This window comes from Peribacillus deserti, from assembly GCF_002863585.1.
GTDB lineage: Bacteria > Bacillota > Bacilli > Bacillales > DSM-1321 > Paraperibacillus > Paraperibacillus deserti_A.
Map to the genome: position 1 here is coordinate 54,661 of NZ_PGUY01000043.1, position 26,228 is coordinate 80,888.

A 26,228-nucleotide genomic window follows, 5' to 3' on the forward strand; every position below is an offset into this window, starting at 1 on the left:
CAGATTACACACTTATATAGAAGAAAGTCGGTGTTGACTCTAGAAACTCCCCACTCGCTTATTTTAACGAATTGGCTATTTCTATTAAATCTTCTTTTGTGTAAGTGTTTTTGGTAGTAGCCGGCATCATTAAAAGCAATTGATAGCTTGTTTCGTTTTCGTTGTCCGTCCAGAACAAAGCCTTCCCGTCATCTATTTGGTCCGTCTTCTTCCAATATGCAGTTGTGCCGTCCTTTAGCTTTACTTTTTCTAAGTGCTCGGTATCGCTGATCGGGACTTTGGCTCCCCAAGACCCCACGCTGAGCAATTCACCTCTCGTATATGAATAAAAGCTGATATCGACAGGTCCATTCGGAACTACATTCGAATAGGTAATACTCACATTTTTCACTTTGAATGGAACTTTTGCTGGGACTTTAAGTAGTTCCAGGCGATTCTCTGGAAGCTTTTTCAACTCATTATTGAATTCTGGATGCTTCTCCGCCAAACCTTCGATCGTCAAGTCACCATTTGAGCTTTGCGTACTCGTCATGTTTTCGATAATATTCAATTTACTTGCTGTGAATCCCACAATAATTACTATTATCGCCGTCAGTACAGTGAAACTAAGCATAGATGTAAAAGTGTATTTTTTAACTTTTTTGCTGTTTGTTCTAATCCTATGGCGTACATTATTTTTAAGTTTTTCATCAAATGAATAGGTGTTAAGAACAGTCTGCTCCATTTGTTTTCTTATTTGTTTTAATTCATTCTCCATACAGCTGCACCCCTTTCGGATACATCTTACTTAGAATTTCCTTCGCTCTTACCATTCTTGATTTTATGGTATTTTCGTTCTGATTAAGGCACTTTGATATTTCATTTATTTTCATATCTTCAAAGTAATAAAGGAAGATTACTTCGCGATATTTAATAGGCATGGACAAAACTGAACTCCATAGTTCTTTTGAATTTTCTTTTTTAACTGCTAATGATTCAGTTGAATGATCATTATTTTTGACGTACATATTAATTTTGTTTGTTAATATTACTTTTCTTGCCTGCCAGCTTTTTAAATAGTCTTTGCTCTGGTTGATCGCAATTCTTATGATCCACGTTCTTAAGGAAGATTCACCTCTGAATGAATCATATTGCTTATAGATCTTTACAAAAACATCTTGGGCAATATCCTCTGCCAGACTGTAGTCTTTTACATACGAATAGGCGACATATAACACATCATTGCCGTACTGGTTCATTATTTCTTCTAAAAAGCTGTCTTTTGATTCGTCTTCAGAAACCCTCTTAAACTCATTCAATTTCTCACGCTCCTATCTTAGCTATCTAAGTATTTGACGATGCTCTTGATAAAAAAGTTGAAATTACATTAATAAATTTTACAATCACCAGATATATAAAAAGACTGCCAGAGCAGCCTTAGATTTAATTCTGTTAATTTGGATTATCTCCGCCGGGAAAGATGTTTTTCGATTGTTCTTCGATCCTAATTCGCTCAATTTCTTGTGCATCAGAAGTATTTCTCTTGAACACTCGATTTCCAAGAACACGCATTATTTGAACCACCACTACGATGGCTATAATGCCTACTAATGTCCATATCATGTTATTTCCCCTCCTTTTCTTTATGTAGTTATAATACATATTTTTGTATTATTTGGTAATTTCCTTAATTATAAAAAAAACCGCTGTTAGCGATTCTCGGAGTGTAATTTATTCTGATGCCTTCTTTCTTGCCCTAATAAGTGTACTTTTGCTAATGCCAGTCATGCCTTCAACTTCTTTGTAGGAATGGGTTTCCAACAACATTAGTTCGTGTTGCATTTGCTTTTTATTATAAATGAAATCCTATTGTATGGAAATAAATGTTATATTTATTTAAAGGAGAGTGATTGCGTGACTTGGTTAGTTCTAGCTGTTCTCGGTATTTTGGTATTCGCCCTTTTTATTGATTGGAAACGCAAGAAAAATAATAACAATCCCCATAACCCAATAAATCATAACGCTAAGCCTGGTGAGGACACGAATCATACGATGGGTGATAACCGTTATTCGGGTGGAGGGCAATAAAGTTACCAATGCCAAGCATTTTTAGAGACCTTTCTGAGTTCTCTTTTGCATACGTTTAGTGAAAGAAAAAGCTTCCCAAGCAGCCCTAGCCCTACATTCTTTAATTAAAGCACCCGTTTGTTGAAGAAGAACAAATATGGGTTAATGTTAGATGCTTTCTTTGCAATAAAGAATCAAACCCCATAATGTATCATGTGTTTGTTGTCTTCGTTTGCCTCATTAATTTTTGTAGCCAATTCATTAAGTGCTGCGGATCCCTCATAAAATGTTGAAGATATAACAGCTTCGTAGAATAATGATAGTGACTCAGGAGGAATAATTGTAATTCCCCAATAGGCAAAACCAAAGTCTGGGCGTTTAAGCGAATGATAGTATGTTTTCATAATAGATAAATGCTCACTTAAGCTATTAATAATATCATCATCAACGGATATACACTTGTATCTTAATGGTTCATAACCAATCTCATTTTTCTCGTTTACAATATCTTCAATGATTCCAAATTCATGAACAGGCATTATTTTCCTCCTCTCATTCTGGTTCCATCTCACGACTACTCTTTATACCTCTGTTCGTAAAGCAACAAAAAGGGCGTCAAGGTAGCCAGTGCTGCTTAAACTAACGCACCCGTTTGTTCAAGAATGTTTTAGAATTAGTGTTATTTATAGTTGAAATTTACTTAGAGGAATAATTAATCCTCTGTAGCTTTGATTCATGAACTAATTCAACATTATATTGGCTTCCTGCTTCCCTGATTTCCCAATACCCCGATGAATACTTGTGCATAACCGTATAAACCTTACCATTGTAATGTACTTTTTCTAAATTCAAGTGATCCGCCTCATTTTTCTGTTAATCAGAGTACATTATAAAATAAAACCAAGTAAATTAATAGGATTACTTTATGGATTCAACTAAAAAAAGGATGCCGAAGCAACCTTTCTTCAACTAAACGCACCCTTTTGTTTGAGATCAATTATATATAGGCTTACGCCTTGGAAACTTATAAATAAAACGGAATAACATATTATTACTGGTCCAATTTCATAACCGTTTGAAAAGAACACAGAGCGTCTTGCTCTGTGTTCTTCTCATTACAAAGATTCTAATGTAGCGATATTCCTAAATGATTAACAAATCACAAAGAAATCTAAAAATGCCTCAAGACACTTTTTTGGAACAAATATCCATTGTTAAACTAACGCACCCTTTAGTTAAACAAGGCACAAAATAATTAATCCGATCTTGCATATCCAAATTACACAATGTATACGGTTCTATCAGGTTACATAATAAACTTTAGTCGATTAATACTTACACAAATAGTTACACAGTTATTTTCTCCACTTCTCTTGGGGGAGTATAGCTAAGACTGCTTTTCTTGTTTTAGTAAGGTTCAGTGGTCAGAATGGAAGTTCTGGCAATTGAACCACTGTGTAACCTCCTTCGACCCTTTAGCCCCAAGGGATCCAGAAGGTTACACAATAAAATTGTGTAACTTTTCCACCTGATGTTCCTAAGTTTCACTTTCTTATCTAGTTATATAATAGAAGAAATAGTTTCTATACATTTCTTTTTTAAATCTAATATCCGTGCCCGAGCATCGTTGTGTGAGATGAAAATTTCGCTTCCGTCTCTATCTAATGCATATTGAATTGGGATAGATATTTCTGAATCTCTATAGGAGCCATCTGCATGGCTAGAACCCACAATCATTACTTTATGGGTAACGGCAATTTCTTTTGCTTTTGCAATCCATTCTTCAAATTGTTCTTCGCTAAACATACCGACACCAATAGGATGAACAATTAAATCCGGTCCCGTTTCTTCACTTTTTACTCCTTGCAGTATTAATTCATCACAAAGGATGTGACCCACTTTCAAATCACCCACTGTTTCAAAAGATGTTGCACTATATTTTACTCGATCTAAAATGACTTCACCCTGTCGGTTTATTAAGACCGCTCTATCTTTTGGTGATTCGTTTAGCTTGCGATAACCTCCGATCAGAAATACATTATATTGTTTTGCCAGTGTGCAGGCTTGCTCAATGTTTTCATTAAGATATCCTTCCGGAAACAAAACTATATCCACATAAGGGGTTTTTTGCAGCTCTGCTTCAAGCTGGGCAATTTGTTTCTCCAGTTTCGGTTGTATAATTAACATTTTCAATTTTTATTCCCCCATCTACAATCAACAGAAGTATAAGCAGAGAAATCATCAATAATTTCTATCACTTCAATTTTCCCGTTAATCAAAAGTTCAGGAAGCTCACTTTTTACATTACCCTTCCAATATTCTCTTGCCTGTTCAATTTTTTGAGAGAAGGGAGCCCCGTCTTCTTTAGGCAAAAGGGCTGCATCACCCTCAAAAGAACTCCCATTCACACGAAGTTTAACAATCTGTAAGACTTCCCGGTTATAGAAATCAAATATTCCCTTCCATTTCAAAACGTCTTCATAGCTTTTTGCAGCGTACAGGCAAGACAATCTTGACGGATACTGGGGGTATTCCTGCAGTCTAACCATCTCTGCTATCGTTTCTCTAATCGTCCTTATGGTTTGATCTACATAGTTAATCAAAACGCCAGCATTTTCTTTATTGATATTCAAGCCTTCATCCGTATAATGACCTTGTAAAATCTGAATAGAATCTTCGCCTTTAGAATTCAATTGTTCCCTTTCAAAAAAGAAGCGATATAACGTATTGGGCTGGTTATTCTCGAAGTTAATGAACTGCCTAAGACTCATTTTCTTCCTAGTAACGATATGATAAACATACATTTCGTTCTCATTCATGGTCTGCCCCCTGCTGGATTTCTTCATTATCTGATATATATAGAAACCATAGCACACCTTAACAATTTCTCCTGTACTATTAACTCATTTTTAAATCAAAAGCTTTATCTAGATTTTCCTTTAATCGCTCACTTCTTTTGGCAATAAATGTGGTCCAAAATGTTTTGCCTATCTTAGCGAGCTGTTCACTAGAATAATCACTTATCTCAAAATTTCCCCAGCACCCATCTTTAGTGAGCTTATCCCAGGAAACATAATCAGCAAATTTTATTATGCTCGACCGGCTCTTCAGATCCCATATTTTCTATCTTTACAAGATCGGGACATAGCCACAAAGCGGTGCATACGGATAAGAAACCTCCATGTTTCTCCTTTAATCCTACAATGTCCGCTTCTCTTAACGCTTCTTCCCAAGCTAAATGTCGGTGAGTTGTAATGAGGATCAGGTCTTGGTACTTAAAGTTTATATGTTTCACAAATGAAGACTCCCAATATGCTCCACCGTGACCATTGCATAGAACAAATTTTTTGAATCCCTGTCTTTTAAGATTCACAATGATTTCTTCTAACATGGCGGTTAAAATGTTCGGACTTATTGTAACCGTTCCCTTAAAGGAAGCGTGTTCTTCGGAAGTATTAAATGGAATGGTTGGAAGTACATAAGCCCCTAAAGCATTACCAAATGCTTCTGCATATTTTTCGGCAATTAAGGTATCCAAATGCATTGGAAGGCAGGGTCCGAATTGTTCAGTAGCACCTACTGAAATCAAGACAGTATCCGTGCCGCTTTCCCGGATGGTTTTTGTGGAATCTCTAAAACTTAACAATTCACATTCCCCTTTATTCTTAATATTCTTTATTTTACCATACGACTTCCAGAATTTTTACAATGAAAAAGAACCGCTAAAGCGATCCTTTGAATTCAGTATTGTTTGATAGGGATCTAACTTACCGATGGTTTTTTAAGCGGGGGTTTATAGTTGCAATAAGGTAACCCACTACGGAATAACACAACAAGAAGAATGCAAGAAACCCATAAGCAGCTCCTTCAAAGCCCCTAACCTCTACATACCCGTAGTAAAAGGATACAAATGAAGCACAAATAGCCATAATACTCGGCAAAAGCCTTACAAATAATGATAATTTGCGTTTTCTAAACCACCAGGTCAGAAGAATTATGAACAAACCTGGAATAACAGCAACCAAAAAAGGTCCTTCCATCATTATTTTTAACCCCTCCAAATCCTAATAACTGCACAATATTACTTTAACATATATTGTAAATTACATTTTAATTCTTCATATTTTTAAAGATTGTTATGAAATTAAAAAAGAACCGCGGCAAGCGATTCTTAATTTGATCATATATTGTTTGGTGATACGGGTCACCCATGATTATAGCTCGCTCATGAATGATTAAATTACACACTTTATACAGTTTGGATCAGGTAACATAACTTAATTTATCCTGCACCATCCTGGATAAAACATACTCAGTTTTAATTTCTGCTAACTCCTTGTGGCAGTAAGATTCAACGCAGTTAAAACAACATATGAAGTTCAGTCCACATAATATTTCGGCGATGAAAACTTACACAATAAGTTACACAGTTTTTATATCCTACTCCCATTGGGGGTAAGGACGAACCCAGTTTCTTATGTCATACGAAGGTTCATCTTCTAAAATGGAAGTTCTGGCAATTGAACCACTGTGTAACCTCTTTCGCCCTTACTGCCCGAAGGGCTTCAGAAGATTACACAACAAAACTGTGTAACTTATTGTATCTATTCATACTTTTTTCCGGTTTTTTAAGCGGATTGTATATATAGAAGAAACAGAAACAAAAAGGCTGCCGAAGCCGCCAATTATTAATGATTATTTACTTACTAATACCATACTTTCTGATTTTCCATCCCAGTTTACGATGGCGTCTATTTTATCCTTCTTGTCAGGTACCGAACAGCCAACCGTGCATGAAATATTACCAGTCTGACTTTTTTTATCAGGATTCAAACCACTTTTACTGGACTCATACTCTCCGTCCTGAAGAAATATTTTTGTTTGAATTTCTGTAGGGTTCTTTTGATCCGTAGTTATAGGAACAGGTTTCCCCCCAATGTACTTTAAAAGTACATTTGTTGTCGTTGAGTTATCAGAGCTAACGATCACGTTATACGTCACATTCCAATGTTTGCTTTTGCCCCTATACTCAATGGTTTCTGTGTCAGTAGCACAAGAAGTTAAAACTATTAATAAAGAAAGTAGTAGAAAGACACCTGAAATTCGTTTCATTTGAATAACCGCCACCTTCCGAGCCTGTTTTATATACAATTTTATTCTGATTTCTTGTTGGATAAAATGATATGCTCTTTCTTCCCGTTCCATTCAATCTCGATTTCCGGCTTGTCAGAAGAATCTGGCTCAGGTATATCGTTCACAGATTCTCTTCGGGTTGTTTTCTTGTATTCCACAGTAGTGTGGTCGGCACCAGTCTCATATCCCGCTCCTTCCAGTATCCAGTTTATCGTTCGGGGTTCCTTCTGCTTTGCGACGTATTCGATAATAGTTGTGCGGCTATGATTGCTCAATTCAAGCTTAACTTTCCAATTATCGCTCTTTCCCTGATATTCAAATGCTTTACTTTTATCCATAAAACCCAGGAATACGGTTACAATAATGCCCAAAACAAGGAAGCTGGATAAGATGAATAACCATTTTTTCATATTCTATCCTCCCTTAATCATGTATCTCGATATTTCCTACATATTCTGCACTTCCATTATCGGTTAAAAGGTCAACTTCAATTAAATAGTCTCCTAGTTCGATAGGGAATTGAAAATTATGATTTTTATCTAATTCCAACTTTGTCTTTTTATCTTTCTGCCACAGCAACACATTTAATTCTAAAATTTTAAAGTCCTGGCTATCAAAACCTACATAAAATTCTTGTTTATCTGGATTCACCCTTATTTGTTGTTGTTTTTGCGCTAATGCCCGTATATCTTTGGTTTTCTTACTGTACTGTTTATCAGTATTCCAATCTATATTTGCTTCCTTTAATTTGATGTCGTCATTGGTCATGCTAATATCGAATAGTGTGACGCTTGGTGGTGTAAAATCGTAATCCTCCCCAATACAACCGGTTAGGACAAAAACAAATAGTACTCCGATAAATGGCTTCAAAAAAATTTTCATTTTTTTCGTTTTCACTTTTTCCCTCCCCTTTATCGAATAGAACTAGTGACTATAATTCTTTTCATATTCTCCCTTTTCAAAAATTTCCCTAGCCGACATTTTGGTCCATGTTTTGATGTTATCGACTTTATACTTTTTAATGTAGTTCTCTACCATTTTGTAGCCCTCGCTGTACCCGTATAGCAGGGGCAAACCGTTCCCTCCAAATAGCACTTCAAAGGACTTATTTAAATCGGGATTATCCAGATCATTTTTTATTTGATCCCAGTAAGCTGTTTGGTAAGCTGTATTCACATACATTCCCTTTAGGTTAGGGAATACCATTTTTTCAAACATAACCGCTTTACCTTCAAATACTAAATTATCCAATAAGGAAGTTGAGGGGTATGCGTATAATTCAGTCCAGACACTATGATGATATTCATGGGCAATCACGGTTTTGATTCGATCCGGTGAATTAGAAGGGCGAGCTGAATATATGATTTTCCCTGCCCCAACCGTTACGGCATTATCTTGATTGTTTTCCTGCGGTGGGAAAATACATACACTTGTTTTCTTTTTTCCAGGCAGATATTCAGAAGACTTCATTAAGGCTTCTTTAATAGAAGAAATTAATTCCTTCGAGTCGGTGGAACTCAACGTTTTCTTTGCTGTCTGTTCAGGCGGATTATTGATTAGGTTGTCATCCATATATGGATACTCTGCATCTTTGAAGCAGGAATTATATACAGGCTGGATGATTTTAGACTGGTATAATTCCTCTTTTTTATTCGCCGGCTGTCCATCCGCTGCTTTAAAGTAATCGGGATACAATTTATATGCTTCAATTATTTCAAAGCTCTGCTGCTTGTTTTTGAATTTTATAATAAGAGTCTCTTCCTTTTTCTCACTACAACCTGCAATCCAAGTTATTAAAACTAAAAATATGAAGAAATACGTATGTTTTTTTAACATCTCCTGCTCCCTTTGTTCTTAATGAATTATATAAAGTATTTATAATAGTGTATGAAACTTATAGATACTCCAGAGATGGTAAATAGAAGTGTTCCTATAGCAAAAGAGCTTATTGAAACCTTATAAATAGGAGAAGTGCCATCATCGGCTCCTGTATTAAACTTAGCTGCCGCTTTTGTATAGTTAAATGAGGAGTTCGCTCCAAATGAACCCATCCATAACAGACTAGGAATAATTAAACTGCAAAAAAACAACGTATCAGTGAATGACCAACTTGTCTTAATTGTGATGATCTCTACCAAGATAAAATCAGTCAGCACTGTAAGACCAACAATAATAAACCTTTGCATTTTAAAGGTGAATTTCCTTTCAAGAAATTCCTCAAGTTTACTAATCCCATAAGCAAAGCCAAATACTATAAATACAAATAAAATGTTAATAATCAACTTAAGCAAAGAGATCATGATATAAAAGATATGAACTCCCCCTTTTTATGATCACGTGTTTTTTCCCTATATTCATCTTCCTTATTTTACCACCATTCCCCTTTCTCTTCATGTAATAAAAAAAGAACCGCTACAGCGATTCTTAGCATTTCTTCTATTACTCCCTAAGATTTATTAACAGAAACACGGATTTTGTTTTTACAGTTTGACTTAAAATACGTCGAAGTAATTCAGAATTAAAACTGTATGAAATGCTGTTAACCCAATAACACCAAATATCCTCCATTTCTCTCTTTCTTTAACTGCTTGAATCAGTGCGAGCACGAGGACTACTCCGAATAGTGAACCGATGGCAATGACTAAAAGGGAAGAGTCCTTAATTGAGTGTAGGACTCCTAGCCCGGCAATAATGATACAGAGTATGGTGCCGAATTTTTTATCCATGTATTTCGCCGCCCCTTTTGCCGGTATACTATCACTTTCAAAATAAGTTAAAATTTTTCCCTTACTATTTTTGCTACCCCGTAACCAACTGCCACGATGATCATTAAAGTAAAAAGAGGTATAATTACATTCGCAAACATAAAATCAGTCCTTTGTATCATTTTCTTTATCCTAGCATTTTTTCAAATTTTAAAAATCATTTATTTTTGAGGTCTTATTGAACTATAAAGTCCTATAATTATGCCTAATAATTTCATCAGTAAAAAGAAAAAGAAGTAAAACACAAAATAGTTGAAGATCAAACCTAGCAAATTGAAGCTAACATTTTTTCCACTTGGATAGTAGCCAAAAACCTGGGCAGGGAATCCAAATAATGTTCAAATTCATAATCTTTAACTCCCCATGCTGGAATAAACGCACAAGCAATAGCAACTACCCAACTACATATATAAGGTTTTTTCTTGTTCACCACATAGGGACCTCCATTTAAAGTTTCTACCGATCACTTTTCAATATGATTTGAGAAAAATAAGCACACACTATATATAGCACAAAATAAAACATCGCAGAAAATAAGCGATTATCCCAATTCATAAAAAGATTAAGTATTGTGGCAATAGTAGCGAACAAAAACGCTGACAATACTGCTTGTGTCCAAGTCATTTTCTTATTTAACTTCTTCATAAACTTCACCCTGCTTTTCCTTCATTGACGACATTGAAAACAGCTGCCGAAGCAGCCCCTAACACTTGATACAGATTATGGTGCCGAATTTATTATCTTGCATCTTATTTCCCTCACTAAATGCTCTATATGTTAAGAGAAGGTATGTAGGAATTGCTTCTTTTAGTCGCTCTCTTCTTTTGGCAATAAATGTGGTCTAAAATGCTTTGCCTACGCATAAATTCGCGGGGTATATCACCCTAATTTTACCATATGAGAGCAAGTTGCCGTATAATTATAAATAATCTTTTTTACAAGTGAGGGAGACTACTAATATGAAGGGCGAATTAATTAAGATTAGAGGTAAAAAACTTTATGTAGAATGTTATTGTTCGTACGATAATCCAGCAGTACTTTATCTTCACGGTGGTCCCAGTGAAAGCTGCTATAATTTTTCATACCACCAATCAAGAAAATTAGCCTCCTAAGAAGAACAAATGACTGTAAAAGAACACTTAGTGTGTTCTTTTTTCTATTTAATGAACATATGGGTCTACTACGACAAGAAAGGCTGCTAACACACCCATTCTTGTTCAACTAACGCACCCGTTAGTGGAAGTAGGGGTTCCATATAACCAGTTAAATGATGCGACGAAGTGACTAAAATTTTTAAGAGTAACTTAAATATCAGTATATGTTAACGACGTTCCCTTACTCTACTTCAACTACCCTGGACCTACAGATCAATAAGAAAACGAATTGTTATATCCTTGCGATTTCTACGGCTCTTGTTAATGCCATTGCAAATTGACCTGATTCAAGTTTGTTTCCTAAAGAAATGGTTTCCAATCCACTGTAGCCGTTACCTAGACGTTCTCTCTCAAAAGGAGTAACCGTAAATCCCTCGTCTAAACTCCACCCATAGCTGATGAATTTTTTGTTTTCTGTAAACCTTTTATAACTATTTATTTTTAGGTGACGTTGTAATACTGTCTTTTTATTAATGGATGGTTCTTCTTTATGACACAGTATTAAAGCTGACAATGCAATCTTCTCAAGATCCCTATTTGAATACGGTGCCTTCAATTCAATAAAGGTGTCCATTTCCACAATTCCCCTTTCAGTATCACAATTTGGGACAAAATATAAGGTTCCAGAAAAAACATCAACATAAATGTTTACTAACGTGTATTCCATACAAAAAATCTCCATTTTATCACCTACTTCAACTAAATGATTCATCCGTAGTTAAAACTCGTGGTACTCTTTCTCTTTCCCATTCCTGTTCAATCTAACCTTACTTACCTGCCCATCACAGGAATAACAAAAAGGCTGCCGAAGAAGCCATTTGTTGGTTCAACTAACGCACCCGTTAGTGTAAGTACAATCCTTCACAAACTTGTTTTCATTTTAGAGAAACACCTCTGAGTATAATACTCTATTTAATCGAACTCTTGACATTGTCTTTGACTCTCTTCTTGAGAAATATGTTTCTCAATTTTTACATTTGTCACTTTTAACCCTTCTAGGTTAGAATCCCTTACAGAAAAACTAAGCTTATCGTAATCTCCACCGTGATGTCCTGAATAGCTTAAAGCACTTGCAAAAATAAGATGTCTCCTTGGGTCTCCATCAATGGGTTCAATTTGGATTTTTGGACACATAAAAAAATCCGAATAAGATGGTCCCAAAATATTTAAATAACGTGTAAACAATGCTTCTTCAAGCAATTCTTCTTTAGTAGGTCCGTTCAATTCTTTTCTCCACCCTACTACGAGCCAATCATATAGGGATTGGGACTTTATTTGCACTTTATGGCTATTCTCCGAAATGATTAATTCCCCATCTATAGCTGTACAGGTTTTTTGTTTGTTTTCAAGTAGACACTTATAAGCAGGTTCAATGGTAATCACTTCTTCATTTACCGTTTTTAATGTCAATTTATTGGATGGTTTCTCTAAAGATACCTCATTTGTTCCATTCACTCTGCTAGAGTTATTAAGCCAGTGTACCACTTTTCTGAGTACACGCTCTTGAAAACCATCGTTGATACTGAATATACGCTGTTGCCCCGAATCATTTTCAATTTTAATGTTTTGAACCTCATAATGCTTTAATGAGTGCGTCATTAATTGTTCCAAAAAAGGAACCCGTTGTTTCTCCAGCTTATCACTTAATTTTTCAAAGTTTTCTACTGCATCAGGTAATGACAATTGCTTTGCTAATGTAGTCCCTTTCTGTATAGAATCCCTAGCTTTTTCAAATAAATTTGCCTTTATTTGAGCATCTGCAAGTGTATACCAATAGAACCACGCATCCATTTTTGATATTTTATTGTTATAAAATTTTTCAATTGCAGGATAGTAACTAGAGTATAATTCTTCATCTAAAACTAATTTTTCTCCATTCCATTTTAAAACATCTACAAAATAGGTATCTGCAATGTACCTTTGCCAAATGGCTATACCAATTTTCTTATTACTTATCAATTCCATCATATGATATGGGACATCTGCTATCACCTTTAAAGAATTATTATCCCATTTAAAAATCGCTAGTTTATTTCCTGCTGAAGCACCAGTTGTGACACCAAAGAGATATTCTTTAATACCATCACCAGTAATATCAGTGACACCTGAATAATCTAATCCTACCCCTTGTGTTTGGGTCTCCCAATTCTTTTCCCATCTTTCATTTTCTTTTTTTAGTACTATTACGCCATATTGTGAAGGATTAGGTTGTTCTTTTGCTTTTGTTTCAAAAGTAATAATAATCTCTTCTTGTCCATCGTGGTTAAAGTCATAAAACTGATACGGTTTTGTTGATTTAGGTTCTTCAGGACTTACTAGTTTTGAGTTTGATGGCACAAACTCATTGATAATTTCCATTAGTTCTTTATTCAATTTTTCTTCAGAGTGAGCAAAGATTGGTGAAAGGTTTGATATGACTGTTGCCAATATTGTAAATAATAAAATCCTTTTCATCCAAAATCCCCTTTATTGGGCTAGTATTAAAGATTATTGTCCCCTTATTTTACACTTTATATCAATAACCTTTGTTCAACTAAACTGCCATTCTGTTGAACAAAAAAGCCTTACTCCAATTGAAGTAAAGCACCCGTTTCTTTAAGTGTAATTGTTCACAGAGTCATCTTACCACCCCTTGCGGTTACACAAAGAAGTAATGTGTGCAAGATGATGTCTCCCATGCCAAGCGTAGATTCCTATATTTTCACCTACTGAAACTTCACCTGAATCTGGGTGAATAAATGTCTTTTCCATATCAGCAGGACTTATACTACGTAAAAGTTTGGTCCAGCGTTTGTGCAGTGCTTTAAGAAGTAAAAGTGAAATATCAATTGGCATCTCATAATCAGATAGTTCCGCCCACTTCGTTTCATCATATGGCTTAATTACAGGTTTTTCTTCTGTAAGAGCCAATTTAAATCGAATGTAGGCATTCATATGACTGTCAGCCAAGTGATGTATTACTTGTCGAACAGTCCACCCTCCTGAACGATAAGCTGTATCAAGCTGTTCATTATCTAAGTCTTTTACAGCATCTCGTAATAATCTTGGTAAATCTTCAATTTCATTTATCCAATCCCTTATAACACTGTTAGTAATTTCACCATCAAATTGGAAATTGCCAATTGGATATTTCATATCCATTTACTACTCCTCCTAAAAACCCCTTGATTTTTGTGGCTACTTAAATAAACGTTAAAAATATGTAATTCTACATCACTTCATTTAAATCCTTTTCACCTTATATGTTATTCAACTACACCTGTGAATTTTTTCAGGTAAAAGAAAAGAACCGCCGCAGCGATTCTTTGATGTTCTATTTGCTGTTTAGTAATACGAGTCACCTATAATTATGGTGCACGGCTTAGACTACTTTTAACTTATTTACCTATTATAGAGGCACCAATTACTTCATATCTTCTAAGGCTTGTTGAAGTGTGGCGTAAGTTTTAATATTCGAAAAGTTGATGCTTGCGTTGATAATTCTAGATATTAAATCCGGTCTAATCCCTGTAAACACTGCATTGATTCCTAGCAATTTAAGAACATCATATATAGTAAAGATTCGAGCCGCAATTTCGGTATCTATAGAGGCAATGGGTGAGAAGTCAAAAATTACACATTCAATTTTCAACTCATTGACTCTGGGGATGACTCTATTCATAATAAATTCACTTTTTTCCACATCAATATTTCCAATTAACGGGATAACCGCTATACCATTTTGTATAGGTATTATGGGTGAAGATAGTTCTGTTATCTCCTGTTTATGCTTTTCTGCGGTTTCTTTTGTTATTCTCTCTCGCTTAAGTATAGTTTCAGTAATACTTAAATCGAGCAAATAATTTAATCTACTGGTAACAGTGATAACTTCCTCAGTAGTTAGTCCATGGACCAAGCATAATTGAGACAAGATTTTTATTAATAGCTGTCTTGTATCCGCATAGGGCTTTATAAGACTCGATAATTGCTCAATATATTGAGCATCTTCCGGTGCTTCCTGTTTGGTGAGCCATTCAATGAATCTAGGTTCAACCTCTTCATTCGAAAATTCAAGCGTACTCCCTAAAAATTTTAGAAATTCAGCATGAGTATCAATTGATTTATCAATTATTTCTTTTGGTACTGTTATTTCTATCTTACTCATACTATAATTAACAATTTCCCTGCTTATTGATTCTGCATTTTCACTTAGAAAAAGTGCGAATTCTTGAATTGTATCTACCTTTTCAATACCCATAGAGCAATACTCCTAAGTGTCTATATTTTCTTTAAGTATATTGGTTGGAAGCACACTTGTCTATCAACGATAACCAACAGAAAAAAATAACTGTGGTTAACGACTTGGCAGGCAGAAATTGCATGATGATTGTATAAGTCTACGCCCATCTTAAGGGGAAATTAAGGAAAGATTTATACAATAACTACTTCTAAGGAAGGCTGCTTAAGGAGCCTCTATTATTTTCAACTTACACACTCGTTAGCTGAATAAAGAACATTTTTTGTAAGGACAAAATGTAGGAATAAGGTATGCCAAATGCACTTAAACTAACGCACTCGTTAGTTTAAGTGAAATTAATCACAATGCCAACAACGAAAATAAGGTACCCCTCTCGTATGTAGCTTATTTTCGTTTCTTTGTTGAGGTCTTTGTTAGAATAATGCTCTTATTTTTTCTCTTATATTGTTTATAACTTTTTGTCCTGTGTTTACCTCTGTAAGAGTAATATCCCACATCACAGCATTTGTTATTGGATTTGGATCTTTGTTAATTACTTTTATGGTAAGGTCAGTTACGCCATCTAAAGGGATTTGAAAATCCTCCTCGCCTGTGACTGATAACCCTAACGAATAAATGACTGTTCCGCCACTGATGAATTCTATGTCACTACCTTCTGCTCTTGCAGCGTTAATTACATCGTCCGGTTTGGCGACATAGCCTGTTATGTTTTTATATTTGCCATCTAAGTGATACGTGAATTCATTGTTTTTCGTATTATTTCTACTATACAGATTTATTTGAGGCGTAACCTCTTTTCGGTCTACTGTAAAGCTGGACAAGCTTTCATCCCACTGTACAGACCCATCTTTTAAGATCAGTTCATTCAGAGCTGCGGTTTCCCCTCCCCCGTTTTCTAGATAATTATTGATACCGCCAATAATTATAATAGTACAAAGGGCAAGTACAATAGCCATTATGAATATTTTGCAAAGCCCTTTTGGTTTATCTCGGTCACCAGTGAATATTCGCTGTGCCGCAAATCCTACCGAAGCACCTAATAAATTAATTATGATATCGTCTATATCAAAAGCTCCCAAACCAGAAAACATTTGTAGGGTTTCAAGTATTGTTATAGACAAAATAAAAAAGGTTATAAAGCGTCTAAAACTACATCGAAACAGGAGTGGAATGATAACCCCAAAAGGTATGAACGCTACAAAATTCCCGAATTGAAAAAACCAATTTTGAAAGTCTCTTCCCATTGGATAATGCAATTGAATCGCTCCAGGTATTGGGTTAAATCGTAAGCTAGAGTCTTGCCCTAGGGAACCTCTATTGTAACCAAGATACAAGAAATAGAGGATCAAAGCTGTATACAATGTTAACAACACAATCGTTATTTTTCGTAACTTTCCTTGATACATAATTACAATACTTCCTTTTCCGCAGAGTGAGACTCGTCTACTATTTGATAGCCAAAGCCTTTTGCCTCAGGAGAACTCGAAGCTTTAGAGGAACTTGAACATCCCTCTAACGCCACAATGACGACAAGCAAACTGAAACTCCATAATAACCCTCACGCACTCGCACATTTTCTAATTATACCCCTCTAACGATTCAAACTATTAATATTCTTCACGCTAGTAAAAAGACCTTCTTATTAAACTAACTTTCCTTTTAGTAAAACAACAAAAAGGCAGCCGTAGCAGCCTGGTCGTCTTCTTCAACTAAAGCACCCTTTAGTGAGATAAGAAGCAATCATAAAGGATTAATATTGTTAATATTAGGTGGTGGATTTTCCATAATCTCCATCATATATTCCTCTGCTTGTTTATTTGCTTGTTTTGCTTTTACAATCATCATAGTTGCTAAGAGAGCAATAATAAAACTAAAAACATATACAAGTTTAAATTGATAAAAAGGATAACTGTTGGCATATCCATCAACAGCTAAAACCGTAAAGTGCCAAAAGATAGTAAAGAGAATGTCCAGAGTAAGCAGTATTCCTCCAAATACCTTCATTTACATCAAACCTCCCACTCATCACTTAAATTTATATACGTATTGATATTGCATTAGTTTCAATTTTTTACCAAATGCACAAAATTAATTTGAAAAAGGCACTTAAACAGGAAACTCGTTCTTTAACTAAACGCACCCGTTAGCTTAACAAGAAATTTAGTTAATCTCCCTCGCTATTCATTTCCGAAATTTGTTTAAATGCAATACCATAGGGGTCTGTTTCTATACGTTTTCGAATTGCATCTGCACATTTTTTAGAGCTTAAAACCGATGTGTCAAGTTCCAAATCATAAATACCAGGCACATGAACGGACTCTTGCCAAAGAATGACAGGTTGCGGTACACCCCCATCTTCTGTGTAACCAGTACCCCAAGTTGCAATTCGTCGCTCCATGATAACATCTAATGGACAGCGGATTCCTACGAATAACACAGGGAAGTCCTTCAAAACCCGAGCACAGTTATAAAGAATTCCTCTTCTAGTTGAATAAAAGTCATGATGCCCAACATCAACTACAACGTTTAATCCTAATCGACTTTGTGCTGCAATAGACTCGTACATGGCATGATACAAGGTGACAATTAACGGTTCTAAATCAGGACGTTCTCCCCCCCGGTCTTAGTCCAATTCCTGGCTGGTAGCGTTTAGGAATCATCTTCATAAAAGCATCAACCCCTAAATTTATCCATACTCCATCAAAGGTATTCTGGACAATAGTAGCTATGCTTGATTTCCCTGACCGAGGAGTTCCATTTAGAACCACAATTTTACCGAGTGTATGTATGTTTGACACTAGACTTCCTCCATTTTCAAAGTACTCTTTATTTTTTTCCTATTTAATTAATCTGCCTGCTAGCAGAATAAGAAAAAGGGCTTCCCCAGCAGCCTTCCTTATTCAACTAACGCACCCGTTAGTAAAAATCACAGCTTTGAGGAGCTGTATTTATACTTTTTCAACTTCTACATGTAGCTCAGTTATTGATCCTGCATTAGTGTCTTCGTGAAATAGGTTAACATCCTTGATTTCATACTCAAAACATTTAATAGTCACGCTGTTACTGGCTTTTAAAGCGTTGGAATAAGCATTCCAGTTTAGTATGTTGAATTCGCCTACAGTTTCTCCACCAGAAAAATATCTTACTTTGATTGATTCATTAGACAATTTTTATTCCCCCTTTTGAGTAGAATTCGATATATCCATGACCAAATTCCTGTTTATGTTGAGATTTATCAACTCGAATTAAAATATTTAGGATAAATCAATTTTAAGACGCTTTTTAAGAAATTTTTCTTAATTAAAACGTAAAAGGGAAACTTATAGAAGGCTCCCTCATTACTTCTTAATGAGATTAAATGACTGCCGCAACATCCTCCCTTCCTTAAACACGGGGTTGCAGTTGGATTAAGGTCAGCGGGAAAAGCTTTTAAAAGAAACTCTATAAAATACATAGAGGTCTTGTGGATACCTTGTATAAATTTACCATGAAGTGATACGTAAATAAGTGTAGCCTACTCCCCTAAATCATGGTAATTTATTCTCGGGAGGTTGGATGAAAAATGAAAAAAATAAATATTGTGTTAGTTGTCATTCTCTTTATTTCAATGTTGGGTGGACTGTCGTATTCAGAGGCAGCAACTAACAGCTTATCTGTACACGTTATAAATGTAGGTCAGGGGGACTCCATTTTTATTAAGGCACCGACCGGGGAAACGATCCTAGTAGATGCCGGCAAATCAGGGGATACCGTTGTAAATTACCTAAAGAAACAAAAGGTTTCTACTTTAACTGCGGTAGTATCTACACACCCCGATGCCGATCACGTTGGTGGGTTAGATGAAGTGTTAAAAGCGTTTACTGTCAAATCAGTGTATGCACCAAAAGTATCGCATACAACACAAGCCTTTAAAAACTTTCTTACAGCAGTTAAAAATGAAAAGCTGACAATCAAGACTGCCCAAAATGGTGTCGTGATACCTGACAAAGATAAAAATACCGAAATTAAATTCATTGCACCTGTTAAAACATATGCCAAGTCCGATCTAAATAACTGGAGCGGAGTCCTTATGGTTAAGCACGGTGTTAAAAAGATCTTATTAACCGGGGACGCAGAACTGCAATCCGAAAATGACATGATGGCTAAGAAGTTAATTTCAAAAGTAGATGTATTAAAGGTTGGACATCATGGGGCAAAGACATCTTCCAGTGCAAAATTTCTGAGCATAGCTAAACCTACATTTTCGGCGATAAGTGTAGGAAAAAATTCTTATGGGCATCCTACAGCAGAAACCGTTAAAAGACTGACTGCTGTAAAAACAAAAATCTATAGAACGGATAAGAGTGGGAATATTATTTTTACCTCGAATGGTAAGACAATTACGGTAAAGACGGTGAAATAATATGAGTGAAAGAACGAAAGGCATTATTGACCGGTTTGAAGGAAATGTAGTGGTTGTTGAGATTAACGGCGATACAAAAGACTTTCCTAAAGACATGTTCCCTACTGAGGCTGCTGTTGGAGATGTAATTGAGATAATGGGTGAGCAGGTTAAAGTTCTAAAAGGTGAGACTCAAGAATTAAGAAAACAGATCGAAGACCTTATGGGAGAGCTATGGGAGGACTAACTTACCATTATACAAAAGAACCCCTCATTTCAGAGGGGTTTTTAATATTCGGAAATAAAACGTAATTAATATAAAATGACTTATGATAACCCAACTGTCTCCTATGAAAAAAGAGCCTTTTAAGTGCTCATTTTTGGTTCCTTGAAAAATTCAGAAGTCAAAAATTTAAGGTTGCAAAATCATTCTCATTAGATGATATTAAATAATTTTCTCCATGGTAGGCTTAAATAACCTCCGAAATTCCCATGGATACAATTTGCAATATCGGATATATCTGCTTCTTTTTTCTGAGCTAAGATCATAAGGCTATAATATTTCATGTCAGGATTTTTTAAAACAAACCCGCTATTGGCAGACCTCCCTATTGCTTCGGATAAAAATTCAGTCAATGTGTAACCTTCTTTTAATAAAAGACTCAAAACTTGTTCTCCTAGTTCGGCAGGAGATTCAATAATGATTTGATTTTCTAATGCTTTTTCTACTTTAATACAAAAGTCCACTCGAATTTTCCACCTCCTTTTCTACAAAATTCGATAGAATAGGCAGAGAATCCTTCTAAGTTTCAGTAGATTTTACAGAAGGTGGAACGTTCTAAACCTTAACAGCTATTTCCCGTATTCCCTAAAAGCACTATTCCTAATTTATCTCCAGCCAAATTAAGAATTAAGGTTTCAGTATCCGGCTGAATCTTAGTGTCAACTGCTACAATTACTTCGTGAATTGTCAAAGTAATATCATCCTCATCTGGCTCATTCAGAGCCAGTCGTAGTCTTGGCTGTACTCAGCCATCGCCTGCGAAAAATATACGATTATTCTTGGAATTGTTTTTTTCGAACATTCGTTTCTTTGTTTCAATATATTACGTGCATTATCAGTAATTTGCTAAGGTTCATTTCTTCTTCCATATTGCCATTCTATTTCAACATCATCATTTTATCTTAAAACTCTTCATATAGTGCCTTCCTCACACCGATTTAACTCAATAATCAGGCGGGCTGATTTTGCTCTCTCTTCTGCTCTAAGGTCATATATCTTTCCATTTAGTGGCAATAAATCTTGTTATTAGTTATCTAACCTCCCCCTAAACAAAAAAAAGCTGCCGAAGCAGCAGCCATACTCTATGTATTAAATACTAATAGCTCTACTATACTTTTGTTCATTTCTATCACTATACTGATATAAATGGATAATTGGAAGCATAGTGTCATTTATGGTACGTCCTATTTCAACTGCAAGACCAGCGGGACCATAATAAAACAAGTGTATTTCCTTGTAATCATATAAGTCTTGTAAATTATATAAATGTTTGCGGAAAACTTGTCTAATGGCGGTTATATCGTGGTTATACAAAACAGCATTTAATTCGGGTTTTTCAACAGAAATATCTAATTGATGATAAGGTGTACCAACAGCTTCCTTTACTTCTTCTTCCCCAATGGTGCCACTAACCTGAACAGTCACAACTAAAGATCGGCAAACTTTATCAGATATTAATACGTTTATCTTTTTATGAGTAACCTTCCCGTTTGTATCTTCCAAACACCATTTTTGAGAATCTCTATCAAATTGGTATATTACTATTGGAATTGTTTCTGATATCAATTTACCGAAATGAATCAGCAGAGGGATTGGTGATAATGAAAAAATGCAAAGTTTGGTTCCCGGATACTCCACTTTAGCTTGAACTACCTTTTTGAAAAAATCCTCGTTATCTTTCTTAGCCTGTACCCATCCAGTAGATGTGAAATCTGTAAATTCATCTTGGAAAGAAACAGCATCTAATATTGCCATATCAATTTCATCAGTAAGCAATATAGAATCAAACGGAATGCTATTTTTCCTTTTATGGATCACAGCTATTGCTTTATTATTTTGAGATAAGCGACTCCTAACCCAACCTTCGTGCTGGTTTTTCATATCGAACAAAAGTTGTGGAGGGTACGCTTCAACATTTGTGTCAATGGTATGATGACAAGGGCTACACATAAGCATAAGGTTGTCGAGGGAGTCTATATTCTCCTCATTGAAACCAAATTCTTCAGCAAATTCTCGCCGAGGAGCATTTTTCCCCGTCCCCTTTCCAATAATATGAGCCTTCTCGCCAATATTGACTTTTTTCTCAATGTCATCCAGGATTAAGGCTCGTTTGCATCTAGCACACAAGCCACCAGACCTTACCCACAAATCCCTATCGTCTACCGTTGATAATTTAAATGGATCTCTACTCATATACATTCTCAACTCCTTGTCAGTTTTTGTAGTTCCAAATTAGTTCTGAAGCCTACCCACACACCAATAGATTCAGTACCAACAATTACAAAAAACAACTCGTTAGAATCACATTTGGTGTTTCTAAGCACCCTTTTCCATTCTTTGATATCATGACCAGAAGGAGTCGGATGTCGTTCTGGGTGGGTATGCCATTCACCAAGGTAGTTACAAGTTCCTTTACTTTCTTCCCAAATAGCTTGAATGACTTTTTGATGGTCGTCTCTATTCTTTTTAAAGAAACATCGTTTTCGGATATCCCTATTCATTGGTGTCGTAATATGGTCAACTACTACATCGTGAGAGAATCGAATAAAACGTCCCATTAATACTCCACCAGCTTCTGAATCTCCTTTTTCTGTTTGATAATATTGCTGAAATTTGGAAAGTACATTATCACTAATTTTAATAACGCCTAGGGGATTAATGTTAAAGTTCATGTAGTTTCTCCCGTTCCGCAAACTGGACAATTTTCAGCCCTGTAAAGATATCGATACTCAAAAAGCTGTTCATTAGTCAACTTATATCTGTCACTTACCTTTTTCCCCTGTGATAAAACTTCTTTATCTTCTCCCTTCCAAGACAGCAGAGGATTTCCACGTTCTTGCCCCTGTAAAGTCTTGATTGCCAATCTACTGGCAAGGATGGCTGTCTGTAGTGCATCCAATGAACCATATGGAGTGAAAACAGACTCGCATCCCGTCAAAGTCTTCCCAAAGAATTGGTCGGGAGCAGCAAAGGAAGCTCGATTAGGAATTAAAATGTTGTTATTCTCTACATGGGTATATAAACATTGAAAGCACCCTTCTTTTTTCTGGTTATTTGTAAGCAAGGTGTGTCCACCTAAACCTAAAGGATCCAGCCAAGTATAGATAATTGGTGGTGCACAATCCATATTGTAAAAACGCTTATTTAACTCTAGTTCAACCGTAGGAGATCCTAAAGCTACAATAATTATATCTGAATCGAGAATGAAATTCTTCTGCTCCTCCATTAAGGTCAATACTTCTTCCATTTCATAATTGATGTTTAAAGAGGGGAAATGTTGTAGTAATTCTATTTTCAATCCTTCTGCTTTTGATATATTATTATAGGCTTTTTCTGCCTTCCAATATAAACTGCTAGTTCCTAGTTCATGGCGATAAATGTTATCCACATCTAATATCTCTTTATCAATTAGCTTTATGAATGACACCCCTGCTCTCCCTAGTTCTAACGCTATTCGGCTTCCAATTGAGCCAAGACCAATTAATGTAACCTTCTTTCCAATGAGTTTATTATGCCCCAAGGTCCGATTTAGAAGGAATTCCGTATCATGACGTTTCACTGAAAGGGGAGTTACAGAAAAAGTTGCGTGAATTTGCTTTAATGGATGCGAAAAGGGATAACTGGTTTTTATATGCCTAATCCGTTTAAAATCAGTGAGTAAAATACCAACAAAAGCTCTTTGCCCTTTTTCTATAGGAATCGATATAAAAATATATTCTTTATCCTGAGTTTTGAATTTAGTTTTCTCTAAATATGACTTGAGGTTTTTTTTAGTACCGCTGCTGATATTCTCATTTACAATTTTCCTTAACTGTTTTATATTCCAAAAATCCCAATAGGAAGGCGGCTTAACCTGAGCCCCGTCCCTTAGCGGAATATGTATTCCTCGATAGGATGTAAATTCTTTCACTACATCACATTTGTATAGTGTTTTTAAGCTCTGTGCCGTTGCATTGTCTGTGTTTTTCACAATAACTGTTTTTCCGGTATTCTCATCAAAGAAAACCAGGATTCTTTCAAAAGTGTTACCTGGCGAGAATAAGGAATCTATCCTCATTACTTCACTTTGTCTTGACCAAAGGACTTCAAAGTCAACAAGGTAGTCGCGTTTATTAATACCAGTGATTCCATCTCTTAATGTTCTTTCCGCCCTTTGGAAGGCTTCCTTGAGAATACCAGAGGGGTTGCTACTATCTAAAAGCAACCCCTCGTCATGAGAATAACAAATGAAACCATCTTTTTCGATATGAGGCAAAAAACCTAGAACTTGCGGGTCCTTTAGAAATAACATTGGCTTTTCAATAGGGAACCGAACAGGTAAAGCCAATTGAATTGTAATATCTTTTCCTCCTATAGCATAAGTACCTTCAAATGCTTTTTTAAAGGGTCCTCTGGTGGAGGAAATATTAAAGGATGAAATTTCCTTTACAGCGTTCAGTAATTCATGTAAACCTAAGTTCAGTACACTTTGCTCTATCATATTTCACCTCAAGCCGATGAATGATCAACAATAATTGCCGCTCCTCTTTTTTCACCGGTAGTAGGTTTATCGGGAACCGGAAAATCATCCCCAAATTCTTCACGCATAAACTTACACGCCTCTACCGGATCTGTTTCACTCTTAGCTTCTTTCAATTTTTCCAGTAAAGTTTGAAGTTTCCCCTTAAAATCGCTCATCTGATTCACGGTCATTTTTTCATAGATGTCATTGTAAGTAGGGGTAGGAAGGTGTACTTCTAGCCTATCTTCGTATTGACCAGTGTCTTGATTCCACATAGTTATAAATTTATTTAGCATATTTTGAACAAATGACTCTAAAGCTTCCAGGTCATTATAGGTCTTGGTATTGGAAAATAAATCAGGTGTGTATTTGGACTGAAAATGACTAAGCCCAGCAACTGTAAGTCCAATTCCGGAAGGACGATTGACTTGACCTCGGAATTTGATATCCTTCCATCTTTTCATATATCGGATAACTCTTCTGAACTGCTTACGGTCATCACCATCGGAAAGATTATTCTTGATAGTGTTCACAAGCCTTTTAGGGGCAGCCTCGTCCCAACAACGTTGATCGGCGTTGCTGTGTAGTTTACCTTTAGCATGGTGTGTAGTTTCCTCACTATCTTCTCCATCAATATAAATAGCGAAATCCACATGGTAATTTCTTTCATCGGCACCCTCTGATTCAAACTTTACAGTTACGCAAGGCTTCTTCATTTCAACATTGTCATATTGTTTACAAAGGGCATCATAAACCCACTTTTTTACCGTTACGGGATTAGAGTAATCTTCTTTCGACACGTGAAAAATTATTCCGACATCAATGTCATAATCTCCACCATCCAAGGACTTAACGCCGGTATGCATAGCGTAACTTCCTTGATGGAAGATGTCATATGAACCGGCGTCTGACGGCAATTCTTCATCTAAAATTTCCAGTAGTTCATCCCGCTTATCCCTTAACTCTTTATTGTCATCGTAATCCAGTTTGATTGCATTATGAAATTGTATGAAATCGGATTGCAAATTCGCCATAAAACACCTCATCGTTAAAGAATAGTAACCTATGAAAGTCCAAAAAAAAGTATAAATCCCTGCCATTCAATGACATAATTATACAATTTCATTAATTTAACAACAAGATATTTATATCCCATCGGGGCAGAACTTCCTTACTCACTTTTCATATTGGCTGTACAAATAGAAATTTCTTATCCATACGAAAATCGCAGAATATTTGTAGTGTTTTTTGTATCCATTTGCATTTGCGTCAGGAACCGGTGATTATGTACAATTGTTCGAACCCACCGCCAGTGTATTCGAGAAAGAAGGAAAAGGCCATATCATTGCTTCGTTCGGTACGGAATCCGGTCATATTCCATATACCACTTTCATGGCAAAAGAAAGCTTCTTGAAAGATAAAAAAGATGCAGCTGAAAAATTCACAAGAGCTGTTTATAAAGCCCAAAAATGGGTGTATGAGCATAGTTCGGCAGAAACGGCCAAAGCCATACAATCCTTCTTTCCGGATACAGACTTGGAGCTTATTACTACGGTAGTTGACCGGTACAAAAAACAAGAGTCTTTTGCGAAAAATCCGGTTCTGGATGAAGATGAATGGGATAATCTTCAGAATATTATGGATGAAGCTGGGGAACTGCCGAAGAGGGTTAGTCATGAAAGCCTCGTTAACACTGATATCGCTGAAAAAATTTCCAAAGATTGAGGA

32 protein-coding genes and 3 pseudogenes are annotated in these 26,228 nt (G+C 35.9%); 5 read left to right on the forward strand and 30 right to left on the reverse strand.

The features are described from left to right. Positions 1-58: 58 nt before the first annotated feature. From CUU66_RS13945 to CUU66_RS13955, 4 genes and pseudogenes are all read right to left on the reverse strand, one after another. Entirely contained in the window at positions 59-757 is a 699-nt protein-coding gene (locus tag CUU66_RS13945; protein WP_101643216.1) for a hypothetical protein, read from the reverse strand. Continuing rightward, on the reverse strand, positions 747-1,298 hold the full coding sequence (locus CUU66_RS13950; protein ID WP_101643218.1) for a sigma-70 family RNA polymerase sigma factor: 552 nt from the start codon (positions 1,296-1,298) through the stop codon (positions 747-749). The genes CUU66_RS13945 and CUU66_RS13950 overlap by 11 nt, the downstream gene beginning before the upstream one ends. A gap of 133 nt (positions 1,299-1,431) precedes the next feature. Then, positions 1,432-1,602: a hypothetical protein gene (locus CUU66_RS24220; protein WP_180955287.1), complete on the reverse strand. Its 171-nt coding sequence runs from the start codon at positions 1,600-1,602 to the stop codon at positions 1,432-1,434. A 108-nt stretch (positions 1,603-1,710) separates the two neighbouring features. Beyond that, positions 1,711-1,836 (reverse strand): annotated as a pseudogene (locus CUU66_RS13955) (recombinase family protein); the annotation flags it as partial. Positions 1,837-1,893: 57 nt separating this feature from the next. Here CUU66_RS13955 and CUU66_RS24225 point away from each other — a divergent pair. Then, positions 1,894-2,067 carry a hypothetical protein gene (locus tag CUU66_RS24225; protein ID WP_180955289.1) on the forward strand — a complete coding sequence of 58 codons (174 nt, stop codon included), beginning with the start codon at positions 1,894-1,896 and terminating at the stop codon, positions 2,065-2,067. Between the two features lie 173 nt (positions 2,068-2,240). Here the strand turns inward: CUU66_RS24225 and CUU66_RS13960 are convergent, their stop codons facing one another. The 11 genes from CUU66_RS13960 to CUU66_RS24230 all read right to left on the reverse strand — a co-directional run bounded on the left by CUU66_RS13960 (position 2,241) and on the right by CUU66_RS24230 (position 10,377). Continuing rightward, positions 2,241-2,585 carry a short-chain dehydrogenase gene (locus tag CUU66_RS13960; protein ID WP_101643220.1) on the reverse strand — a complete coding sequence of 115 codons (345 nt, stop codon included), beginning with the start codon at positions 2,583-2,585 and terminating at the stop codon, positions 2,241-2,243. Positions 2,586-3,606: 1,021 nt separating this feature from the next. After that, on the reverse strand, positions 3,607-4,233 hold the full coding sequence (locus CUU66_RS13965; RefSeq protein WP_257968006.1) for a hypothetical protein: 627 nt from the start codon (positions 4,231-4,233) through the stop codon (positions 3,607-3,609). A gap of 2 nt (positions 4,234-4,235) precedes the next feature. Beyond that, positions 4,236-4,865 (reverse strand): DUF2441 domain-containing protein, encoded by a 630-nt coding sequence (locus tag CUU66_RS13970; RefSeq protein ID WP_101643224.1) that lies wholly within the window; start codon positions 4,863-4,865, stop codon positions 4,236-4,238. Between the two features lie 257 nt (positions 4,866-5,122). Continuing rightward, positions 5,123-5,692, reverse strand: coding sequence for a creatininase family protein (locus CUU66_RS13975; protein ID WP_257967998.1), 570 nt, complete (start codon positions 5,690-5,692; stop codon positions 5,123-5,125). Positions 5,693-5,813: 121 nt separating this feature from the next. Then, a complete protein-coding gene (locus CUU66_RS13980; RefSeq protein WP_257967999.1) occupies positions 5,814-6,089 on the reverse strand; it encodes a YesK family protein in 276 nt (91 codons plus the stop codon). A 652-nt stretch (positions 6,090-6,741) separates the two neighbouring features. Continuing rightward, positions 6,742-7,158, reverse strand: a complete 417-nt coding sequence (locus tag CUU66_RS13985; protein ID WP_101643226.1) for a hypothetical protein — start codon at positions 7,156-7,158, stop codon at positions 6,742-6,744. Between the two features lie 41 nt (positions 7,159-7,199). Further along, the gene (locus tag CUU66_RS13990) at positions 7,200-7,589 is read right to left on the reverse strand and encodes a hypothetical protein (RefSeq protein WP_101643228.1); all 390 of its coding nucleotides are present in this window, start codon (positions 7,587-7,589) and stop codon (positions 7,200-7,202) included. 13 nt (positions 7,590-7,602) lie between these two features. Further along, complete coding sequence (locus CUU66_RS13995) at positions 7,603-8,076, reverse strand: hypothetical protein (protein WP_257968000.1); 474 nt, start codon at positions 8,074-8,076, stop codon at positions 7,603-7,605. A 27-nt stretch (positions 8,077-8,103) separates the two neighbouring features. Further along, complete coding sequence (locus tag CUU66_RS14000) at positions 8,104-9,015, reverse strand: DUF2268 domain-containing putative Zn-dependent protease (protein WP_101643229.1); 912 nt, start codon at positions 9,013-9,015, stop codon at positions 8,104-8,106. Positions 9,016-9,671: 656 nt separating this feature from the next. Then, a complete protein-coding gene (locus tag CUU66_RS14010; RefSeq protein WP_101643233.1) occupies positions 9,672-9,905 on the reverse strand; it encodes a hypothetical protein in 234 nt (77 codons plus the stop codon). A gap of 304 nt (positions 9,906-10,209) precedes the next feature. Then, complete coding sequence (locus tag CUU66_RS24230; protein WP_219622795.1) at positions 10,210-10,377, reverse strand: hypothetical protein; 168 nt, start codon at positions 10,375-10,377, stop codon at positions 10,210-10,212. A 526-nt stretch (positions 10,378-10,903) separates the two neighbouring features. Between CUU66_RS24230 and CUU66_RS24880 the strand changes: the two are divergent. Continuing rightward, positions 10,904-11,047 (forward strand): annotated as a pseudogene (locus CUU66_RS24880) (alpha/beta fold hydrolase); the annotation flags it as partial. 283 nt (positions 11,048-11,330) lie between these two features. Here the strand turns inward: CUU66_RS24880 and CUU66_RS14020 are convergent. The 10 genes from CUU66_RS14020 to CUU66_RS14055 all read right to left on the reverse strand — a co-directional run bounded on the left by CUU66_RS14020 (position 11,331) and on the right by CUU66_RS14055 (position 18,502). Beyond that, on the reverse strand, positions 11,331-11,765 hold the full coding sequence (locus CUU66_RS14020; protein ID WP_101643239.1) for a hypothetical protein: 435 nt from the start codon (positions 11,763-11,765) through the stop codon (positions 11,331-11,333). 245 nt (positions 11,766-12,010) lie between these two features. After that, complete coding sequence (locus tag CUU66_RS24235) at positions 12,011-13,552, reverse strand: hypothetical protein (protein ID WP_180955291.1); 1,542 nt, start codon at positions 13,550-13,552, stop codon at positions 12,011-12,013. A 168-nt stretch (positions 13,553-13,720) separates the two neighbouring features. After that, the gene (locus tag CUU66_RS14030) at positions 13,721-14,239 is read right to left on the reverse strand and encodes a YfiT family bacillithiol transferase (protein ID WP_101643241.1); all 519 of its coding nucleotides are present in this window, start codon (positions 14,237-14,239) and stop codon (positions 13,721-13,723) included. A gap of 262 nt (positions 14,240-14,501) precedes the next feature. After that, positions 14,502-15,335: an STAS domain-containing protein gene (locus tag CUU66_RS14035; protein ID WP_101643242.1), complete on the reverse strand. Its 834-nt coding sequence runs from the start codon at positions 15,333-15,335 to the stop codon at positions 14,502-14,504. Positions 15,336-15,748: 413 nt separating this feature from the next. Further along, the gene (locus CUU66_RS14040) at positions 15,749-16,741 is read right to left on the reverse strand and encodes a VanZ family protein (RefSeq protein ID WP_101643243.1); all 993 of its coding nucleotides are present in this window, start codon (positions 16,739-16,741) and stop codon (positions 15,749-15,751) included. Between the two features lie 2 nt (positions 16,742-16,743). Then, entirely contained in the window at positions 16,744-16,872 is a 129-nt protein-coding gene (locus CUU66_RS24885) for a hypothetical protein (RefSeq protein ID WP_257968001.1), read from the reverse strand. A gap of 203 nt (positions 16,873-17,075) precedes the next feature. Beyond that, positions 17,076-17,339 (reverse strand): hypothetical protein, encoded by a 264-nt coding sequence (locus tag CUU66_RS14045; protein WP_101643244.1) that lies wholly within the window; start codon positions 17,337-17,339, stop codon positions 17,076-17,078. A 160-nt stretch (positions 17,340-17,499) separates the two neighbouring features. Continuing rightward, positions 17,500-17,901, reverse strand: coding sequence for a phosphotransferase-like protein (locus CUU66_RS24890; protein ID WP_257968002.1), 402 nt, complete (start codon positions 17,899-17,901; stop codon positions 17,500-17,502). A 34-nt stretch (positions 17,902-17,935) separates the two neighbouring features. Then, positions 17,936-18,133 (reverse strand): chloramphenicol phosphotransferase CPT family protein, encoded by a 198-nt coding sequence (locus tag CUU66_RS24895; protein WP_257968003.1) that lies wholly within the window; start codon positions 18,131-18,133, stop codon positions 17,936-17,938. 150 nt (positions 18,134-18,283) lie between these two features. Continuing rightward, positions 18,284-18,502: a hypothetical protein gene (locus CUU66_RS14055; protein WP_101643245.1), complete on the reverse strand. Its 219-nt coding sequence runs from the start codon at positions 18,500-18,502 to the stop codon at positions 18,284-18,286. Positions 18,503-18,897: 395 nt separating this feature from the next. Between CUU66_RS14055 and CUU66_RS14060 the strand changes: the two genes are divergently transcribed. Both CUU66_RS14060 and CUU66_RS14065 read left to right on the forward strand, forming a co-directional pair. Next, a complete protein-coding gene (locus CUU66_RS14060) occupies positions 18,898-19,737 on the forward strand; it encodes a ComEC/Rec2 family competence protein (RefSeq protein ID WP_101643247.1) in 840 nt (279 codons plus the stop codon). Position 19,738: 1 nt separating this feature from the next. After that, a complete protein-coding gene (locus CUU66_RS14065; RefSeq protein WP_101643249.1) occupies positions 19,739-19,963 on the forward strand; it encodes a DUF3006 domain-containing protein in 225 nt (74 codons plus the stop codon). Between the two features lie 188 nt (positions 19,964-20,151). Here the strand turns inward: CUU66_RS14065 and CUU66_RS14070 are convergent, their stop codons facing one another. The 5 genes from CUU66_RS14070 to CUU66_RS14090 all read right to left on the reverse strand — a co-directional run bounded on the left by CUU66_RS14070 (position 20,152) and on the right by CUU66_RS14090 (position 25,534). Then, positions 20,152-20,463 carry a hypothetical protein gene (locus tag CUU66_RS14070; protein ID WP_101643251.1) on the reverse strand — a complete coding sequence of 104 codons (312 nt, stop codon included), beginning with the start codon at positions 20,461-20,463 and terminating at the stop codon, positions 20,152-20,154. A 625-nt stretch (positions 20,464-21,088) separates the two neighbouring features. Then, on the reverse strand, positions 21,089-22,192 hold the full coding sequence (locus CUU66_RS14075; protein ID WP_101643306.1) for an SAVED domain-containing protein: 1,104 nt from the start codon (positions 22,190-22,192) through the stop codon (positions 21,089-21,091). Positions 22,193-22,200: 8 nt separating this feature from the next. Further along, the gene (locus tag CUU66_RS14080) at positions 22,201-22,671 is read right to left on the reverse strand and encodes a Mov34/MPN/PAD-1 family protein (protein WP_101643253.1); all 471 of its coding nucleotides are present in this window, start codon (positions 22,669-22,671) and stop codon (positions 22,201-22,203) included. Further along, positions 22,668-24,479, reverse strand: a complete 1,812-nt coding sequence (locus CUU66_RS14085; RefSeq protein WP_101643255.1) for an E2/UBC family protein — start codon at positions 24,477-24,479, stop codon at positions 22,668-22,670. Before CUU66_RS14085 ends, CUU66_RS14080 begins: the two co-directional genes overlap by 4 nt. An 8-nt stretch (positions 24,480-24,487) precedes the next feature. Beyond that, a complete protein-coding gene (locus CUU66_RS14090) occupies positions 24,488-25,534 on the reverse strand; it encodes a nucleotidyltransferase domain-containing protein (protein ID WP_101643258.1) in 1,047 nt (348 codons plus the stop codon). A 226-nt stretch (positions 25,535-25,760) separates the two neighbouring features. Here CUU66_RS14090 and CUU66_RS14095 point away from each other — a divergent pair. Continuing rightward, positions 25,761-26,225: pseudogene (locus tag CUU66_RS14095) on the forward strand (ABC transporter substrate-binding protein); the annotation flags it as partial. Between the last annotated feature and the right edge of the window lie 3 nt (positions 26,226-26,228).

Coding starts and splice junctions, on each gene's coding strand:
- CUU66_RS14060 (WP_101643247.1), top strand. CDS start 18,898: ATGAAAAAAATAAATATTGTGTTAGTTGTCATTCTCTTTATTTCAATG.
- CUU66_RS24220 (WP_180955287.1), bottom strand. CDS start 1,602: ATGATATGGACATTAGTAGGCATTATAGCCATCGTAGTGGTGGTTCAA.
- CUU66_RS14045 (WP_101643244.1), bottom strand. CDS start 17,339: ATGAAGGTATTTGGAGGAATACTGCTTACTCTGGACATTCTCTTTACT.
- CUU66_RS13990 (WP_101643228.1), bottom strand. CDS start 7,589: ATGAAAAAATGGTTATTCATCTTATCCAGCTTCCTTGTTTTGGGCATT.
- CUU66_RS14030 (WP_101643241.1), bottom strand. CDS start 14,239: ATGGATATGAAATATCCAATTGGCAATTTCCAATTTGATGGTGAAATT.
- CUU66_RS13965 (WP_257968006.1), bottom strand. CDS start 4,233: ATGTTAATTATACAACCGAAACTGGAGAAACAAATTGCCCAGCTTGAA.
- CUU66_RS14085 (WP_101643255.1), bottom strand. CDS start 24,479: ATGATAGAGCAAAGTGTACTGAACTTAGGTTTACATGAATTACTGAAC.
- CUU66_RS14080 (WP_101643253.1), bottom strand. CDS start 22,671: ATGAACTTTAACATTAATCCCCTAGGCGTTATTAAAATTAGTGATAAT.
- CUU66_RS14075 (WP_101643306.1), bottom strand. CDS start 22,192: ATGAGTAGAGATCCATTTAAATTATCAACGGTAGACGATAGGGATTTG.
- CUU66_RS13985 (WP_101643226.1), bottom strand. CDS start 7,158: ATGAAACGAATTTCAGGTGTCTTTCTACTACTTTCTTTATTAATAGTT.
- CUU66_RS13970 (WP_101643224.1), bottom strand. CDS start 4,865: ATGAATGAGAACGAAATGTATGTTTATCATATCGTTACTAGGAAGAAA.
- CUU66_RS14010 (WP_101643233.1), bottom strand. CDS start 9,905: ATGGATAAAAAATTCGGCACCATACTCTGTATCATTATTGCCGGGCTA.
- CUU66_RS13960 (WP_101643220.1), bottom strand. CDS start 2,585: ATGCCTGTTCATGAATTTGGAATCATTGAAGATATTGTAAACGAGAAA.
- CUU66_RS14040 (WP_101643243.1), bottom strand. CDS start 16,741: ATGTATCAAGGAAAGTTACGAAAAATAACGATTGTGTTGTTAACATTG.
- CUU66_RS14065 (WP_101643249.1), top strand. CDS start 19,739: ATGAGTGAAAGAACGAAAGGCATTATTGACCGGTTTGAAGGAAATGTA.
- CUU66_RS13980 (WP_257967999.1), bottom strand. CDS start 6,089: ATGATGGAAGGACCTTTTTTGGTTGCTGTTATTCCAGGTTTGTTCATA.
- CUU66_RS24235 (WP_180955291.1), bottom strand. CDS start 13,552: ATGAAAAGGATTTTATTATTTACAATATTGGCAACAGTCATATCAAAC.
- CUU66_RS24890 (WP_257968002.1), bottom strand. CDS start 17,901: ATGTACGAGTCTATTGCAGCACAAAGTCGATTAGGATTAAACGTTGTA.
- CUU66_RS13945 (WP_101643216.1), bottom strand. CDS start 757: ATGGAGAATGAATTAAAACAAATAAGAAAACAAATGGAGCAGACTGTT.
- CUU66_RS14020 (WP_101643239.1), bottom strand. CDS start 11,765: ATGGAATACACGTTAGTAAACATTTATGTTGATGTTTTTTCTGGAACC.
- CUU66_RS14090 (WP_101643258.1), bottom strand. CDS start 25,534: ATGGCGAATTTGCAATCCGATTTCATACAATTTCATAATGCAATCAAA.
- CUU66_RS14000 (WP_101643229.1), bottom strand. CDS start 9,015: ATGTTAAAAAAACATACGTATTTCTTCATATTTTTAGTTTTAATAACT.
- CUU66_RS14035 (WP_101643242.1), bottom strand. CDS start 15,335: ATGGGTATTGAAAAGGTAGATACAATTCAAGAATTCGCACTTTTTCTA.